The 16357-nt window shown below is 58.4% G+C and carries 11 protein-coding genes; 5 read left to right on the top strand and 6 right to left on the bottom strand.

Annotation, left to right across the window (positions count from 1 at the left end; genetic code table 11):
* The first annotated feature begins 79 nt into the window (after window positions 1-79).
* Window positions 80-1378: a PQQ-binding-like beta-propeller repeat protein gene (locus JNN07_18220; GenBank protein MBL9169682.1), complete on the top strand. Its 1299-nt coding sequence runs from the start codon at window positions 80-82 to the stop codon at window positions 1376-1378.
* Between the two features lie 136 nt (window positions 1379-1514).
* Here the strand turns inward: JNN07_18220 and JNN07_18215 are convergent, their stop codons facing one another.
* Entirely contained in the window at window positions 1515-1844 is a 330-nt protein-coding gene (locus tag JNN07_18215; GenBank protein MBL9169681.1) for a pyrimidine/purine nucleoside phosphorylase, read from the bottom strand.
* A 282-nt stretch (window positions 1845-2126) separates the two neighbouring features.
* Between JNN07_18215 and JNN07_18210 the strand changes: the two genes are divergently transcribed.
* The 3 genes from JNN07_18210 to JNN07_18200 are packed head-to-tail and all read left to right on the top strand — an operon-like array spanning window position 2127 to window position 7321.
* On the top strand, window positions 2127-5189 hold the full coding sequence (locus JNN07_18210; GenBank protein ID MBL9169680.1) for a c-type cytochrome: 3063 nt from the start codon (window positions 2127-2129) through the stop codon (window positions 5187-5189).
* A 19-nt stretch (window positions 5190-5208) separates the two neighbouring features.
* Complete coding sequence (locus tag JNN07_18205) at window positions 5209-5976, top strand: gamma-glutamyl-gamma-aminobutyrate hydrolase family protein (GenBank protein MBL9169679.1); 768 nt, start codon at window positions 5209-5211, stop codon at window positions 5974-5976.
* Between the two features lie 4 nt (window positions 5977-5980).
* A complete protein-coding gene (locus tag JNN07_18200) occupies window positions 5981-7321 on the top strand; it encodes a sigma-54-dependent Fis family transcriptional regulator (protein ID MBL9169678.1) in 1341 nt (446 codons plus the stop codon).
* A 123-nt stretch (window positions 7322-7444) separates the two neighbouring features.
* On the opposite strand, the gene JNN07_18195 is transcribed toward JNN07_18200, so the two are convergent.
* The 5 genes from JNN07_18195 to JNN07_18175 form a co-directional block, all read right to left on the bottom strand.
* Window positions 7445-9058, bottom strand: coding sequence for a hypothetical protein (locus tag JNN07_18195; protein ID MBL9169677.1), 1614 nt, complete (start codon window positions 9056-9058; stop codon window positions 7445-7447).
* Window positions 9059-9222: 164 nt separating this feature from the next.
* A complete protein-coding gene (locus JNN07_18190; protein MBL9169676.1) occupies window positions 9223-10515 on the bottom strand; it encodes a DUF2088 domain-containing protein in 1293 nt (430 codons plus the stop codon).
* 26 nt (window positions 10516-10541) lie between these two features.
* Entirely contained in the window at window positions 10542-11351 is an 810-nt protein-coding gene (locus JNN07_18185) for an SDR family oxidoreductase (protein ID MBL9169675.1), read from the bottom strand.
* A 79-nt stretch (window positions 11352-11430) separates the two neighbouring features.
* The gene (locus tag JNN07_18180; GenBank protein ID MBL9169674.1) at window positions 11431-12432 is read right to left on the bottom strand and encodes a flippase-like domain-containing protein; all 1002 of its coding nucleotides are present in this window, start codon (window positions 12430-12432) and stop codon (window positions 11431-11433) included.
* Complete coding sequence (locus JNN07_18175; GenBank protein MBL9169673.1) at window positions 12429-13484, bottom strand: CDP-alcohol phosphatidyltransferase family protein; 1056 nt, start codon at window positions 13482-13484, stop codon at window positions 12429-12431. Before JNN07_18175 ends, JNN07_18180 begins: the two co-directional genes overlap by 4 nt.
* 515 nt (window positions 13485-13999) lie before the next feature.
* Between JNN07_18175 and JNN07_18170 the strand changes: the two genes are divergently transcribed.
* Complete coding sequence (locus JNN07_18170) at window positions 14000-16342, top strand: Ig-like domain-containing protein (GenBank protein ID MBL9169672.1); 2343 nt, start codon at window positions 14000-14002, stop codon at window positions 16340-16342.
* Window positions 16343-16357: the final 15 nt, after the last annotated feature.

Raw genomic sequence — 16357 nt, 5'->3', positions numbered from 1 at the left:
CCATGGTGGAACTCCAATTCCGAAGCCACCGAACTCACAGCGGTTGCCCTGGGACGAGATCTCGGCTAGCCTCCCCCTCGTGAACCGACTCCCTCAGCTAATCGCCGTGGTGTGGTCCTGCTCGGTGCTCGCGATGATGGGGCAGGAGAACTGGTCCCAGTTTCGAGGACCTTTGGGAAACGGGCTGACTTTGTCTAGGCGGCTTCCCCTGGCATGGAGCGAAACCTCTAACGTTGTGTGGAAGGTGGAAGTGCCCGGGCTCGGCTGGTCGTCGCCGGTGGTCTCCAGTAACCAAGTTTGGCTCACAGCGGCTTCACCGACCCATCAGCAGTTGACGGTGGTCTGCTTCGACCGGCTTACCGGAAAGATCCGCTTGCAGAAGGAGCTGTTTCCCTTGCCCAAGAGCGAGGCCGGCGAGACGCCCGCAGCATTTGCTGCGGCCACCCCCGCTCTCGAGGAGGGGCATCTTTATGCCTCCTTCGGGTCTAGCGGGGTCGCCTGCCTGGATGTCACGACCGGCGCGGTGATCTGGCAGCGCACGGATCTCACCTGCCAGCAGCCCCGCGGAAGCTTCTCCTCGCCCGTCTTGTTCCTGGATCGACTCTTCCTGCAGTTTGACGGATCGGATCGACAGTTCGTGGTGGCTCTCGACCGGAAAACCGGGAAAACCCTCTGGCAAACGACGCGCTCGGTGGCGTATCAGGCCGGTACGGCCGAAGGGCGACCGAACGGTTCCAACGATTTCAAACTGGCCTATTCCACCCCCCTGGTCGTCTTAAGTGGAACGCAGTTCTCCTTGATGAGCTTAGGAGCCCAGGCCTTTTACTCCTACGATACCGCGACGGGTCACGAGCTCTGGCGAGTTGAGGATCCCGGAGGTTATGGAGGATGGACCCGGCCCATCGCGGGATCTGGTCTGGTGTTCACGGCCACTGGGGGTGGGCGAGGCGAGTTTTGGGCAATCCGAACCGGCGGATCGAATGTGGTGACCGAAACCCATCTCGCTTGGAAACAACGAAAAAACGTTCCTCACCACGCTTCGCCTCTCATGGTCGGGAATCTGCTCTTCCTCCTCGAGGATACCGGACTACTCAGTTGCGTGGAGGCTAAACTCGGGAACCTGGTGTGGCGTGAACAGTTGCCGGGCACCTATTCGGCCTCGCCTATCGCGGGTGGAGGCAAACTCTACGTTTTTAACGAGGAAGGTACAGGCACGGTCGTGGAGATCGGACGAAAATTCAAGGTACTAGGACAGAATCAGCTGGCACCCGGGATGCGCGCATCGCCCGCTGCTTATGGGCGCTCTCTTTTCCTGCGCAGTGCCCAGCACCTCTACCGGGTCGAAGAGAAAGAACCCCAGCCGGTGAAGGGATTTTAGATTTTGGATTTTTGATTTTGGATTACCAACGACCTATTGCTCGGTGACAGCTGGTAACTGACCCCACCGCCAACTCTGTCACCGTTTCACCGTTCCAATCCAAAATCTAAAATCTAAAATCCAAAATTAGGCAGCGTTAGCCTAGGAACGAGCAGATGTATTCGCAGATGCCGGATTTCACCTCGATGTCGAATCCTGACTTGGCGGGGACATCGAAGAACTGCCCCGCGCTGTAGCTGGTTTGGCTGGTCTGCCCGTCCAGTTTAACGATGCACTCGCCGGCCACAATTTCCATCCGTTCAGCCTTGTCGGTTCCGAAATGGAATTTACCCGGATAGATCAGCCCCAGGGTCTTTTTGCTTTGATCAGCGAATAGCACTGTGTGGCTGACGACCTTGCCATCGAAGTACACATTAGCCTTCGTCACTGCCGTGACGCCGCGAAATTCAGTAGGAACAGATGCCATGTTGATGATGTTCGCGATGCGGCTGGCTGGTGTCAAGCCGCAGGGGGGCAAATGAGTGACGAGTGATGAGTGACCAGTTGCCTGAGGCTAATCCTGACGGTGTTAATTAACTTGTAGCGTCGTCCGTCTCCGGACGATTCCGCTTCGGCAACTCATAACTATAACTCACTCCCACTCATAACTCAGGGATGGCCCGCTAAACGCGCCATGCGTATTACCCCGCAAACCGGATATGGACTGTGCCGGGGCGAAGTGCTATGCCCTTCGGTTACTTTAACGCTCATGAACTTCTTTTCCCACGCCATTCTCTCCCCTGGTCTTCGCCTGGGCTTAGGACTCGTTGTCGCTGGCCTCGCTGCACACCTTCCCCGCACCACAAGCCTGGCAGCGGAATCTGACTTCCCTAAGGTGTTTAATACTCAGGAAGAGACCATTCCGCTGCTGACGCCAAAAGAGGCCTTGAGCCGGATCCAGGTTCCTGAGGGCTTTCGCGTCAGTCTCTTCGCCGGTGAACCTGATGTGCAGCAGCCTATGTCGATCACGACGGATGCTCGCGGCCGGCTGTGGGTGGTCGAGAATTATACCTACTCAGAAAATGCGGTGAACTTCCATCCCACCTTGCGAGATCGCATTCTGATTTTAGAGGACTCCGACGATGATGGCCGTTTTGACCAGCGCACCGTTTTTTGGGACCAGGGTCGCAAACTTACCAGCATCGCCGTCGGACTCGGGGGCGTCTATGCGCTCTGCCCACCCCAGCTGCTCTTTCTGCCCGATCGCAATGCGGATGATGTGCCGGATGCGGAACCTCAAGTCTTGCTGGATGGTTGGAGCGACGGTGTTATCCGCCACACGATCGCCAACGGGCTTAAGTGGGGACCGGATGGGTGGCTTTACGGCCGACAGGGCATTCTGGGCACCAGCGAAGTCGGCGCGCCGGGTACGGCGAAGGCAGACCGGGTGTCGGTGAACGTGGGGATCTGGCGCTATCATCCTGCCTCGCGTCGGGTGGAGGTCGTCGCCCGCGGCACTACGAATCCTTGGGGGCACGATTGGGACGAATTCGGGCAGTTGTTTTTCATCAACACCGTGATCGGACATTTGTGGCATGTGGTTCCCGGCGCGTATTACAAGCGGATGTTCGGTGAACATGAAAACCGCCACCTCTATGAACTCATCGATCAGACCGCTGACCATTTTCATTGGGACACCCGGGAAATCTGGCACGACATTCGCAAGTTGGGCGTGACCCCCACCACCTCTCAGGCCGGGGGTGGACATGCGCACTCCGGGCTGATGATCTACCTGGGGGACAACTGGCCGGCGTCTTACCGAAACTCAGTTTTCGCGGTGAATTACCATGGTAAGCGACTCAACCAAGATCGGATTGAGCGACGTGGTGCTGGCTATGTGGGGAAGCATGCTCCGGACCTGATGCACTCCTCGGATCCTTGGTTTCGGGGCATCGATCTGGTTTACGGACCCGATGGCGGTGTTTTCGTGGCAGACTGGTCTGATATCGGTGAATGCCACGATCACGAGGGAATTCATCGAACTTCAGGTCGGGTGTTTAAACTGACCTATGGGGCTCCGAAGATCGCGGGCCCGCGCGATTTGCGGCAGCTTTCCCATGTAGAGTTGGTGCAGCTTCAGCTCCATCCCAACGATTGGTTTGTGCGTCAGGCCCGCTTGCTATTGCAGGAACGCTTCTTGGCCGGAGCCGACATGTCACAAGCCCGTGCTCAACTGCGCGAGCTTTTCGACGCCCAACCGGAGGTGAGTCGTAAACTTCGCGCTTGGTGGTGCCTCCATGTCACCGGTGGCGTGGAGACTTCCTGGTTACTATCCCATCTTCGCGACCCGCACGAGCAGCTGCGCGTTTGGGCCATACAACTGTTGGTGGACAGCCAGCCACATTCGCCTGAGGTGATGGCCCAGTTCGTAGACCTCGCCCGAACCGAGGCTTCCGGTTTGGTCCTGGCGTTCTTGGCTGGGACGCTGCAAAAGGCGCCTCCGGCGAATCGGTGGGAGCTGGCCGAAGTGCTGTCGTCTCGATCCGAATTCGCTAACGATCCCACGTATCCCCTGTTGGTCTGGTACGCCATCCAGCCCGCTGTCGCTCTTCACCAAGCCCGAGCCGCAGACCTGGCGGAGCGTTGCGGGCTTCCCAAGATCCGACGGTTCGTTACCCGGCAGCTCGCGGAGGACTGGGATCAAAACTTGGCTCTCATGGACCGGTTCATTTCGGGGTTGGCAAAGAATTCAGAGGTGGCTCACCAGACCGCGATGTTGGGTGGGATGGTGGATGCGTTGCGCGGGTGGCGAAAAGCCCAGGCGCCCTCCGCCTGGACGGTCCTCGCGCCTCGGCTTTCGGCCAGTTCATCGGAGGAGGTCCGTGGGCTGACCCGAGAGCTTTCGGTGGTTTTTGGCGACGGGCGGGCCATGGACGAACTGCGCCAACGCGTTGGCGACGGATCCGCGGACCTCGCTTCCCGGCGGCAAGCGCTGCGGGCCTTGGTTCAAAGCCGGGCGGATAACCTGGTTTCCCTGATCCAGCCCTTGCTCGCCGAACTCGAGATGGCCTCGGATGGCATTCAAGCCCTGGCTGCACTCGGAAGTGCCGAGACCCCCGAGTTGCTGCTGAAGCACTATCGATCTTTGAGATCGGCGGCTGCCAAGACCGAAGCCATTCAAGCGCTGGCTTCACGTCCAGCGTTCGCCATCGCACTTCTAGATGCGGTAGGGAAGGGAACGATCTCGCGCGATGAGGTGGGGGTAGTCCAAGTACGCCAGCTGCGAAGTTTGGAAGTGCCGCATATCAGTCGGCGAGTCGACGAGTTTTGGCCTTTGTCCCGTTCCTTGTCTGCGGAGAAGCAGCAGCGCCTGGCGGAGTTCAAAGCCCGCTTGCCCGTGGAAGCGGTGAATCAGGCCGATGCCTCACGCGGACGGAAGCTCTTTCAACAGGCCTGCGCCACGTGTCACAAGCTCTTTGGTGAAGGCGGTCAGGTGGGGCCTGAGTTGACCGGCTCGGATCGTCGCAACCTGGATTACCTCCTCGACAACCTGCTGGACCCGAGCGGGGTGGTCGCCGACAATTACCGGGTGTCCGTGGTCACGCTCAAAGATGGCCGGGTTTTGAATGGTTTGGTGGGGCAGGGCGGCGAAAAGACTGTCCCGGTGCAAAGTGCCAGTGAGTCGTTGGTTTTGGAGAGGACCGAGATCGAGTCGGTGAAGCCTTCGGCTCTCTCCATGATGCCCGAGGGTTTGATCGATGGGCTCGACGACACCCAGTTGCGGGACCTCATTCGATACCTAATGGCTCCCGCTCAGGTCCCTCTCCCCTAGAAGCCTGCCCATCTGTTCTATGACACCTCGACCTCCTCTTATTCTTGTGGCTCCGCAAACGGGTAAAGCATCCCCGGGATCCGGTGGTTTGCAGAGCAGCCTGTCGGAGTCCTACGCCGCCGCCATCCGCGCCGCCGATGGGATTCCCCTCATTCTCAGCTGTCTGGTGGATGAAACCTATGTCCGAGAGGTGGTAGGCTTGGCCGACGGTATTTTACTGACAGGAGGTGACGATGTAGATCCTGCGCTCTATGCCCCCAGGATATCCCAGAAGCTCCGAGCGACCATGTCCTTCGACGGACCGGAACGTGATGCCTTCGAACTGCTCGTCATCCAAGAGACTTTTCGTCGGCGTATCCCCTTGATGGCCATTTGTCGAGGCATGCAAATCCTGAATGTGGCTTTAGGGGGCACCTTGATTGCCGATATACCTTCTGAGGTGCCATCGCCTATTATTAATCACCGCCGGATCGACGCCAAAGAGAGCCTTGTTCATGAGGTGGACATCTCTCCTGGGTCTCTGTTTGCGTCGGCTGTGGGATGTTTGAAAATGGGCGTGAATAGTACTCACCACCAAGCGGTGGGCAGGCTGGCTAAAGTTTTACAGCCATCTGCCGTTAGTAGAGATGGTATCGTTGAGGGAATGGAGTTGGGATCAGCTCACATGGACGTGTTGCCATACCTGCTGGCCGTTCAGTTCCATCCGGAACGCCTCTGGGCGCGATATCGGGAACATCTGGAATTATTCCGGAGTTTCACCGCGGCTTGCCGCAGGAATCGGCAATAGAAGTATGAAGTATCGAGTTTTGGTAGTGGACGACCAGGAACCGCTCCGGGATGTCATCAGGATGATGCTAGAGACCGGCGGTTACGAGACCATCGAGGTTGGCGATTCAGCTGCGCTCCAGACCGCTTTTGGCGGTCCTCCCCCGGATGCCGTGCTGCTTGATCTCAAGCTTCCCGATGCGGACGGTCTCGATCTCCTGCCTCTCATCAAGCGCCAATGGCCTTCGGCCGAGGTGATTGTTCTGACCGGTCACGCCTCGTTCGAGGCGGCGGTTGAAGCGATCAAGCGGGGCGCATTTCACTTTCAACAAAAGCCGATCGACCCCAAGGGTTTGCTCAATCTGATCGCAAAAGCTCTCGAGCGGAAGAGTCTTCACGAGGAGACCCGTGCCCTGAGAGCGACGGTCACCGCCCTCAGTGGGGGTGCTGTGCCGGTCTTCAACTCTCCTTCGATGAAGAAAGTGCTGACCTTGCTGGAGCGAGTCGCTCCCAGCGATGCGGCCATCCTGATTACGGGTGAGAGTGGCTCAGGCAAGGAGGTCATCGCCGATCTCGTCCACGCCCTCAGCGGTCGCAAGGGTCAATGCGTGAAGATCAACTGCGCGGCCTTGCCCAAGGAGCTGATCGAGAGCGAGCTGTTCGGACACAAGAAGGGTGCTTTCACCGACGCCAAGGCCGACAAGGCCGGGCTGTTTCGGGAGGCTAACGGCGGCACCTTGCTGCTTGATGAATTGGCGGAGATGCCCATCGAGACCCAGAGCAAGTTGCTGAGAGTTTTGCAGGACAAAAAAATCAGGCCCGTTGGCGATTCTACGGACTTCCCGGTCAACTGCCGGATCATTGCCGCCACCAATCGCAAGATTGAGGAGGCGATCCGATCCGGGAAGCTGCGCGAAGATCTGTATTATCGCATCGGTGTGGTTTCTGTTCACCTTCCCCCTCTGCGTGAACGACGCGAGGACATCATGCCTCTGGCGATGTCCTTCTTGAAGCGGTTCGCCACGCAGGAGAATCGGCCGCCGATGGGATTCACCCCCGCGGCCGAGGAGCGGTTGATGCAGTTCGATTGGCCGGGGAACATCCGTCAGCTGGTCAACGAGATTTATCGGGCCGTTCTGATCTGCGACCAGCCCCAGATCGACACCGAACATCTGAATCTTCCGCAATACAGCCAGGCCGAGGACGCCCCCATTCCGGGTTTGACACTGATGGAGAGGACCGAACGCGCCAAGATCATTGAGGTTCTTGAACAGACCGGCGGGAACAAATTCAAGACCGCCAAGATTCTTGGAATCGGTCGGCAAACCCTCTACAACAAACTCAAGCAATACCAGATTGCGGCCTGAGGCGCGCCGGTGTTTCCGCGGCCTTTCCTTCCTACTTTGACGCAGCGGGCGTGATCTCGAGGTAACCGTTGGGTTTTCTCGTGATCTTACCCGCTGCGTTTCCGTGTCGGCCCTTGGGCTCTATCAGCGGACCACACGATAGAACCGGTAGGTGGTTGATGGCGCTATGGTAAAGGGACTCTTCGCGTTCTGAACCGCGGACCATTGACCTCCTCCGATCAAGGAATCGGTCTGCTCGACGGTTCCCTGTCCCGACCAACTGAGAACCAGGCTGTTCCCCTGTCTTCGGATTTGGGGCCGCTCGAGCGGATAGATTCCCGCATCCCAGTCCGAGTCGCTTTCACCCGCGATCAGTGTGGTGCAGTCGGTCATCCCGGTGCCGGGATCGGAATCGCTGTCCAAGGCGTCGGAGTTGGGACTCGGTGTCGATGGGCTGAAAACATGGCTCGCGGGTAGACCGCTAAACTTGAGGCGGTAGTCGCCTGGTTGGAGTGCGAAGCTATACAAGCCTCCGTCGCTGGTCGTTGTGACCCCCATCACGGTGTTGTCCTCGCACCGGATGACTTCTACTCTGACCCCATCCACGCCGAGTTCTCCGGCGTCTTGGATCCCATTGGCGTTGCTGTCCCGGAAAACAATGTTGCCGATGGACGCCGCCCCATCGAAGACCAGCTTGGCCCAATTCGCCGCGTTCATGAGCGAGAAACGTGGATTGGCGCAGTCCAATTCGCTGCTCTGCGCCCATGCTCCCCAAGATACATCGTTGGCCCCGTGCCCCGGATCGTTGGTCCCGTCCGCATCTCGCCAGAACAGCTCGATCCCCATGTCATGGTCTGGAACGAACCCTATGGACGCCGAGAACGGGATTCTCATCTCGATGATGTACCCCGAGAAAATGCGAGTGCTTTCGTCGAATAGCTCGGGATTCAGCGCCCCCGCGGCTCGTAAATCACTGTAGTGTCGCGCAACGATATCTCTTTGACCGTCCGAGGTGTTGGATCGGTCCAACGCCTGCTGGTATTGGCCCACGGCGCCCCCTCTCACTGCCATCAGCGCCGGCAATCCAGCCTGCTCAATGACCTGCCGGGCACCCCGTTCGTCTGCATCAGCTCCGGCGGGCTTGAAGCGGTCGTTCAAGGCCGCTGTGATCTGAAAGTCGTCGGTGTGGGGCGTGCCGTTGTTGAATCGAGGAAAGTCTCGGTCCGCAACACACTCCGCGCTGTCGCCTCGGGCATCGATGAGCAAACCGAATCCGTCGTTGAGCCCACCGGAGGAACCGAACTCGGTGGTGTCGCGTCCTCCTTGAGCGACGTCATCGATTGTCACCGCCAACACATAGAGAAACTTGGAATCGTATCCGAAATACACCGAGGAGCCAAAGTCACTGTAACGGTCGCCATCGATCCAGGCCAGAAAGGAGGTCTGGTTGAATCGGCCGATCCGATCCAGGCTGAACACCAGTTGGTTGCCGTCCGCGAACGACGAATCAGAATCGCGTACCTCGGGGAACTCCGGATGCTGGGCTATGACTTGGTATTGGTCTAGCGGCCAATCGCTGAGCCGGCCGTCCATGGTGGGCGAGACCGAAAGGTATCGGGCGTGAATCGTTCCTTTGGGGCCAGCCCAGCTTTCGATGGGCTGAGTGCATAGTGCGGCGGCGCTGAATCCGAGCAGGAGTTGGCAGGGGAATAGGCCTCTTTTTTGGGGAGTTCGATGAACGGTGTGAGTAGTCGTCATGGTTAATAGTATTGTTTAGGGACCGACTCTCCCCGGGGGTCAAAAGAGGATACGACAGACCAAAAACGACGGCTGAAACGGCGTTACACCGAAGAGATGGCGCGGAAGGTAGGTGGTACGGAACCGTATGTCATCACGATAATTCCAAGGAATGGGCTGGTGGGCTAACCCTCCACCCGAGCCCAGGCCGGGGGATTCTTGAGTCGGTACAGCATCTCCCCTGCCTTGGGTACCACCAGAATGCCTTCTGACTCTCGATGGGCGTAGTCTTCCACTCGGATCGAGGCCGGGTCTCGGTAGCCAAGATTCACCTCACGACACACGGACTCCGGAATCCCCGTCGCGAGTGTGACCTTGATCCGGCAGTTCTCTACGCCGTTCTCATAGGTTCCGATGCCTCGGACGTGGGTGCAGTGTGCAATCACTCCCCAGGGAAAATGTTTGAACCGGTCCCATTGCTTGAGGAAGTAGTCGCGACAGTGGTAACCCAGTTTTCGTATGTTGGCTCCATGGGTCAGGCAGATTTCATGGATGTGAGGTCCGTAAAGGATCACCTCACCCCCGTCGGCAACCACCGGCTCCAACTTGTACATGCCCTTGCCTCCCACCCATACCTCATCGTACATGGGCGGAAGCACGGAGATCACGGTGTGATACGGATGATCCTTGTAGAGAATATGGACCTGGTCTGAGAGCCGGCTGGCCGCGTCCCACGCTCCCTCGGGGGTGCCGCCGAAGAGGCCGACGAGCCGCTTGTCGGGCGTCACTACCATTGCCAGGCACTTCTTTGGCACTGTCACGAGGGCCCCGGCCCGATCCACGACCTTGCGGACAGGAGTCCACTTGTTGCCTATGATCCGGGGGTTGGTAATCACACCCGCCAGCCAATGAAAGAAATCTAGAATCTTGGGCCCGCCTATCCCGGGAAAGAGGTATTTGTTGCCTCCGGAGAATCCTACGACTTCATGGGGAAACACCGGCCCGATGATGATCAGCTCATCATAGTCGAACACTCGCCGGTTGATCTCCACCGGCACATCCATCGAAAATCTTCCTCCAGACAGCTCGCTGATCTCCGCCGCGGTGAGTGTTCCAATCGTCTGCAGCGCCGCTGGGTTATCCCATTCGTGGTTGAAGAACCGAACTCGACCGTACCGGTCCCGCCTTTCCTCGGCGGTGATTTCCAGTCGATCGCAGATGGCTGCTTCGCTCATCGGCTGATGGGTCCCGAGAGCGACCAGAATATCGATCGTTTTCACGGCGCCACCGATTTGCGCGAACAGCGTTTTAAAGAGAAGTCCGACCGGCGCGGTTCGGGTGCCGTCAGGAATGATCAGCAACACGCGCTTGTTGGCATACGCCTCTCGGGCGCAGCAGCGGGCGACAACCTCGCTGACCTGGGCATCGGCCAGCGAGCCCTCGGTGACGGACGCCTCAGCTATCAAGGAAGGAAGCATGGTGGCCATGATTTTCGGCGGGTTGGTTAAATGGTTTGAGACAGGAAACCACCATCGACGGCGAGGTCGGTGCCAGTCACGAAGCCGCTGGCTTTTGCGCTGGCTAGAAAGACCACGGCCCCCACCAGTTCCTCGGGACTGCCGAAGCGTTTCATCGGCGTGTGGCCCCAAATGGATTGCGTCCTGGCCGTGGGCGAACCGTCCTCCTGAAACAACAACTTGCGGTTCTGCTCCGCTGGGAAGAACCCCGGGGTCAGCGAGTTGACCCGAACGCCGCGAGGAGCCCACTCTCGGGCAAGGAAGCGCGTCAGACTCAGCACCGCTGCTTTCGCTGCCGAATAACTCACAACTCGTGAAAGGGGCAGATGCGCCGAGACGCTCGCAATGTTGATGATGCTCCCTTTTCCACGCTCGCACATGGCCGGCCCAAATTCCTGGCACGGCAGCAAGGCGCCTCCCACCAGGTTCAGATCGAAATTGGCTTGCCAGTCTGACAATGCAATCGACTCAAAGGGGTGATCCGCAGTGACGGTCACCTTGGGGTCGTTACCCCCGGCCGCGTTGACTAGGATCGTGGGGGCTCCGAGCTCGCGGAGAATGGCTTCATGGGCTTGCTTGAGCTGGGCAGGGTTGGAGGCGTCGGCCGGGAAGAATGCCGCCCGTCCCTGGCTCTTCCGGATGGCTGCGACCCGCGCTGCTCCTCGCTCTTCGTTTCGTCCGACCACGGCAATCGCAGCACCCGCCGCGGCCAGGCCTTCCGCCAGTGCGCCACCTAGGACCCCCGTTGCTCCAATGACCACCGCCACCTCATTCGTCAGATCAAACAAGTTCTTCATGATGTGGCGATCATGGTGCGCCAGCCCTGGTGGAGCGGGAAAGTGAAAAGTGAATCCGTGGCATGGCCGCGAATCCCGATCAGGCTCGTTTGGTCATCCCTACCGCCTTCAGCGGAATGCCCTCCCAGGTGAAGAGCCCCCAGCCGATAAGCGCGAACAAGATCTCGCGCGCCCGACGAACCAAGGCGTAGGCGAGGCAGAACGAATCGGAGAGCCCGACCGCTCGCCCCACCAGCAGGATGCCCGATTCCTGGATTCCGAGCGCACCGGGCACGAATAACCCCAGGATCTTGGCGACGCCAACAAACGCTTCGACGGAGAGCGCCTGGAACCAGCTGATGGGATGCCCGATCAGATAGGCAAACCACCAGACTTCCAGGCTATCCAGCAGCCAGCCCAGGCAATACAGCAACAACGCTTTAAAAAAGTGGGGGCGCTCCTGCCCGTAGAACCGAGTGATAGTCTGGTCGATGGGTTGCCACTTCGGGCGCGACTTTTCCAGGATGGCCAGATGAATACCCAGCCGCTTGAGCAGATCAGCCAGGGTTCCAAAGATCCCCCGGCGTTGAATCCAGAAAAGCCCTGCCACCAGCGTTAGGGTGCCAAGCATCACGACCAGGAGTCCGCCACGGAGAGGAGAGTCGGAGGGAACCAAGCTCAAGAATGCCAGCGCGGCGGCGGCGAGGACGATCAGTTGAGCCAGGGTCTGCACGGTCTTGGAGATAACGGCTGCCGCGGTGGCTTGGTCAGTTGGGATCCCACGTTTAGCAAGTAGGACGACTTTGAGAGCCTCCCCGCCCACATAGGCCGAAGGTACGACATTGTTCAGCGACTCGCCGCACCAGCGAATCCGCAGCAGCGTGGCGAAGGGGATGGATCGAATCCCTGCTGCTCCGAAGCACGCCCGCCACGCTGCCGCGTCGATGAGGTAAACGCCGAAATAGGGAATCAATACCGTCGGCGCCCAGAACCCCAGCACTCCCAGACTGCGCTTAAGTTCCTCAGCATCGACCTGCTTGAGCAGCTGGAGGCAGATCCATACCCCCACACCCGAGAGCAGGGCTTTCACCGCCCACTTCATTTTCCCGGACTCCTATCGCGTTGCAGGAGAAGGGCTGTGATCCAGAAAACCTGAGACCCGATGGCAGTCAGCCACAGAAACCACTCCAACCTGCCGATGGCAGCCAACGCCAGCACCAGGACCGAGAAATCCCGTGAGGTAGCCCCGTCGATGAAGGCTTGAAGCCGGGAGTGGGCTGGACCTGGGGGCGGACGAAGAATGCCATGCAGAACCACTGCGAACGACAGGATTGCTCCCACGATACAAGCAGCCCCCAGCATGAGAACGGGCGCCTCGGAGCCAGCCCGATGAAGGCCCCACGCGATTGCGCCAAAGATCGAGATGTGGACGACCTGATCTCCCCCAAGATCGAGCCATTTCCCCAGTTTAGACTCCTTGAACAGGATTCGGGCTACATCTCCGTCCACGCAATCGATAACGGCCGATAACTGAAACAGCAGGGCCCCCCAGATGGTCGAAGCGCGTTCCCCCGAGGCAATGAACCAAGCGCCGAGCACGCCTACGCCGATCGACAACAGGGAGATTTGGTTGGGGGTGATGGGCGTCCGGACGAAAGCTTTCGAGAAGATGGCCCGTCCCATGGGGCGGTTGAACCACCGATCCACGAAGCCGTCGCTGCTGCTGGTGATTGAATCCCACAAGGCTTGGCTGGCTTTCTTCGCTGATGGGGCATCCAGGACCTCCTGCGTGATGCCTTCCGCCATGACTGATGGACCTTGGCTCAGTGCCGTCTCCAGCGCCTGAGGGTCGTCGAGCCGAGACTGAGGTGAGATAGATGAGCCGAAAGAGATGAACCCGGCTGGGATGGGGCGTCCGCAGGCGGTAACCAGGCGGCCCTGTTGAGCGATGGCGCGCTGAAGATCGGCCGCTTGGAGCAGCCAAGTCGACTGAATGATGAGGGCTGATCCTGCCAGCCTAGGCGTTTCGAGGTGGAGCTGCACTGGGATGTTCCAGGCTTGCGAGCGTGGGAGGTTTGGCGGGGTGGATGCTGCCACGATGTGGATCGGGGTACAGCCTGCGCGAAACGCCGCCACGACAAGTCGGTCGAGCAAGGGCAGAGTGGCTACAGGATGGGACCCGTGGTCCTCACGGCAGAAGATGAGAGCGGGAAGGCTCAAGAGCTTGGCTGTCTGGTTTGTGAGGTGCTGGACTTGGCCTGCAGGATGGTTGTACCCATAGATAGAAGTGAGCGGGTTTCTAGAGAACACCGAAAGAGGCATCAAGAGCAATCTTCTGAAGTTTTCTAACTGATTGGTCGATAGGTTATTGAGGGATCGTTGTCTCGAGGCGCATAGGCGTGCACGTCGTGGCTTGAAGCCCTTAGGTTGGCAGGAGTGTCCAAAAAGCATACAGTTTTCGATGCCAATAAAGGCTGGGAACTTGACGGCCAACCCGTTTTCCGAGTTGCCAAAGTTGAAAAGTCATGCTCTTTTCTTAGATGCATTCCCGAAAGCCAGCGTGCGTATTTTTGGAGCGAGATGCCGAAGGCAGCTCTCACACCCCGACGTGCCGGATTTTGGGAATGTAGTCAACACGTGTTATAGTACAAAATCGAAGTCAACAACCTATGCGACGTTTCTTCCTTGCCCCTTTGGTCCTGGCGTTCGCGTTGGCCGTGTCAGTCAGAGCTGCCGATCCTGCTGATACCACCCCGCCGACGCTCGTTTCCGCCACTCGTTACACCACGAACATGTATCAGGTACATGTGACGTTCTCAGAGCGAATCGATACCAACTCCGTCTTCCAAGCGACCAACTATCGGATTCGTACTCTGAGCGGTTCTCCTGTGAGGACTTTGACCGCCGTCATTGTGGAGACCAACACCTCGGTGACACCCCGTTCGACCACTAACGTGGTCGCTACGTTTGCAGAGGAACTCGATCTAAACCGTGATTGGGGGCTGTATGTCGCCCGTCTCAGTGACACGAACGACAATGTCATGGTCGGCACGAACTCCGTGGTCATTCGCACCGTCTCGACACTGATCCCGCGTGAGGGCGAATGGTATCGTCGTGACGACGCCTACTATCCGGAATTTGCTCAGTTCCGGTTCACTGATAATTCTTGGGCCCAGATAGACTACGATTACGAAAGCCAGTTCCTCTTTGGGCTCGCCGGCTTTTATCTCGGTGTCGGTGGCACTCCGCCGCCCAACGGGAACACGACTCTGTGCTGCTATCCCAACGAAGTCGACACGGCGTCCACCACAGCCTATTACCGAACCAAGTTCAACGTTATCGGGAGCTTGTTTAACAGCACCTTTGCAGTGAAGTACTTCATCGATGACGGCGCGATTGTTTATTTGAACGGCAAAGAGGTTTGGCGCACGAACATCTCGGCAGCTATCACCGCGCCCACCTATCGAACCCTGGCGAGTGCGTCCGGCGCTCTCAGTTGGCGGCCCACCACGGGCCTGCTTACGCTCCCTGCTTTTAATAACGCAGTCGTGGAGGGTGTGAACCATCTCGCCGTTGAGGTCCATCAGCGCACGGCGGCGGATGGAACCGCGGGATTTGGTTTGGAATTGGTCCAGACCTACACCAACCGAGTGGGTGGCCCGGTCAGCATTGTCCGTCACCCTATCAGCCTCACCAACGTGGTTGAAGGAACTACCGCAACTTTCGATGTGCTTCCGGACGGCAAGGCACCCTTCAAGTACAAGTGGTTCTTGGTCGGTGCCGATGGCAAGACCAACACCATTGCTGACGCCACCAATCGGGTGTTGAGCATCAAGCCCGTTCCTCTGGCTTACAATGGCGCCAAAGTGTTCGTTGAGGTCATTGGTGCTGCGAGTGCGACGGTGAAGGCGGTCAGCAGCAACGCGACTCTGAGTGTTATTCCGGACGTGGGAGCTCCTTCCATTGTTTCTGCGATCTATGAAGAGGACACTGAGGGAATCACCTTGACCTTCTCTGAGAGCATGAAGCTCTCGTCAGCCCTGGACAAGGCCAACTACACTTTGACCAACCAACTTGGGGAAGTCATCGCGATCAACACCATCGAAGACATCGATGGCCAGAGTATCTTGATCAAGCCGGCGGCTCCCCTGACGGCGGGCGCTCGCTATACGCTGCTTCCTCGCAATCTGACCGACAATGCCGGCGTTGCCAATGCGCTCAACAACGGGTTGGCCGTGCAGGTCGGTGGTGTGTTCACTCTGATCCCGTTTGCGAGCGAGTGGCATTACTATCAGCAGGGCACCAATCCTCCAGTGGGAGTGGGTTGGCAGACCAAGGCCTATGTGGAAAACAACCGCTGGGAAGTGGGTAATGGCCTTTTCTACAATGAAGACGAAGAAGTGCCGCTGCCTTCCAAGAACATCTTGCTCAATCTGAGCGACGTGGACGGTAACCGTCTCATCACCTACTACTTCCGGAAGACCTTTGATTTCCGGGGTGCCACGAATGGCGTGAGGCTTACTTATGGGCACGTGGTGGATGATGGAATCGTGGTTTGGCTGAATGGCCAAATTGCCGCCCGATTCGGTATGACGGGAACTCCCACCTACACCTCATTCGCCACCGATCGAGCGGGCGATGCTTCCTTGACCAACGGCATCACGTTTGCCTTGACCAACATCGTCCAAGGTGAAAATCAGATTGCTGTGGAATTGCATCAATCCAGCGCCACGAGCAGTGATGTGGTGTTCGATCTGGAGTTACTGGCAAATATTCCCTCCACCATAACGACGAACGTGGTGGTGTTGCCTCCGGTGAAGCTGAGTGTTTCCATCGCGAACGGCAACGCGGTTATTACCTGGCCGACACCTCCCGTGGGCTCTGTGCTGGAAAGCACCACGAGCCTGTCACCTGCCAGCTGGCAGACTGTGGCCGGAGCCACCAGCCCTTACAGCGCACCGCTCTCGGGTGCCAATAACAAGGCACGGTACTACCGCTTGCGGCAGCCTTGAGTTATTCATTAACTC

The organism is Verrucomicrobiales bacterium (assembly GCA_016793885.1).
In the GTDB taxonomy this organism is placed as follows: Bacteria; Verrucomicrobiota; Verrucomicrobiia; order Limisphaerales; family UBA11320; genus UBA11320.
This window is presented reverse-complemented; position numbering and strand designations above follow the sequence as displayed.

Excerpts from the sequence above, each read along its gene's own strand:
- JNN07_18215 (MBL9169681.1), bottom strand. The coding sequence starts at position 1,844 with ATGGCATCTGTTCCTACTGAATTTCGCGGCGTCACGGCAGTGACGAAG.
- JNN07_18210 (MBL9169680.1), top strand. The coding sequence starts at position 2,127 with ATGAACTTCTTTTCCCACGCCATTCTCTCCCCTGGTCTTCGCCTGGGC.
- JNN07_18205 (MBL9169679.1), top strand. The coding sequence starts at position 5,209 with ATGACACCTCGACCTCCTCTTATTCTTGTGGCTCCGCAAACGGGTAAA.
- JNN07_18200 (MBL9169678.1), top strand. The coding sequence starts at position 5,981 with ATGAAGTATCGAGTTTTGGTAGTGGACGACCAGGAACCGCTCCGGGAT.
- JNN07_18195 (MBL9169677.1), bottom strand. The coding sequence starts at position 9,058 with ATGACGACTACTCACACCGTTCATCGAACTCCCCAAAAAAGAGGCCTA.
- JNN07_18190 (MBL9169676.1), bottom strand. The coding sequence starts at position 10,515 with ATGCTTCCTTCCTTGATAGCTGAGGCGTCCGTCACCGAGGGCTCGCTG.
- JNN07_18185 (MBL9169675.1), bottom strand. The coding sequence starts at position 11,351 with ATGAAGAACTTGTTTGATCTGACGAATGAGGTGGCGGTGGTCATTGGA.
- JNN07_18180 (MBL9169674.1), bottom strand. The coding sequence starts at position 12,432 with ATGAAGTGGGCGGTGAAAGCCCTGCTCTCGGGTGTGGGGGTATGGATC.
- JNN07_18170 (MBL9169672.1), top strand. The coding sequence starts at position 14,000 with ATGCGACGTTTCTTCCTTGCCCCTTTGGTCCTGGCGTTCGCGTTGGCC.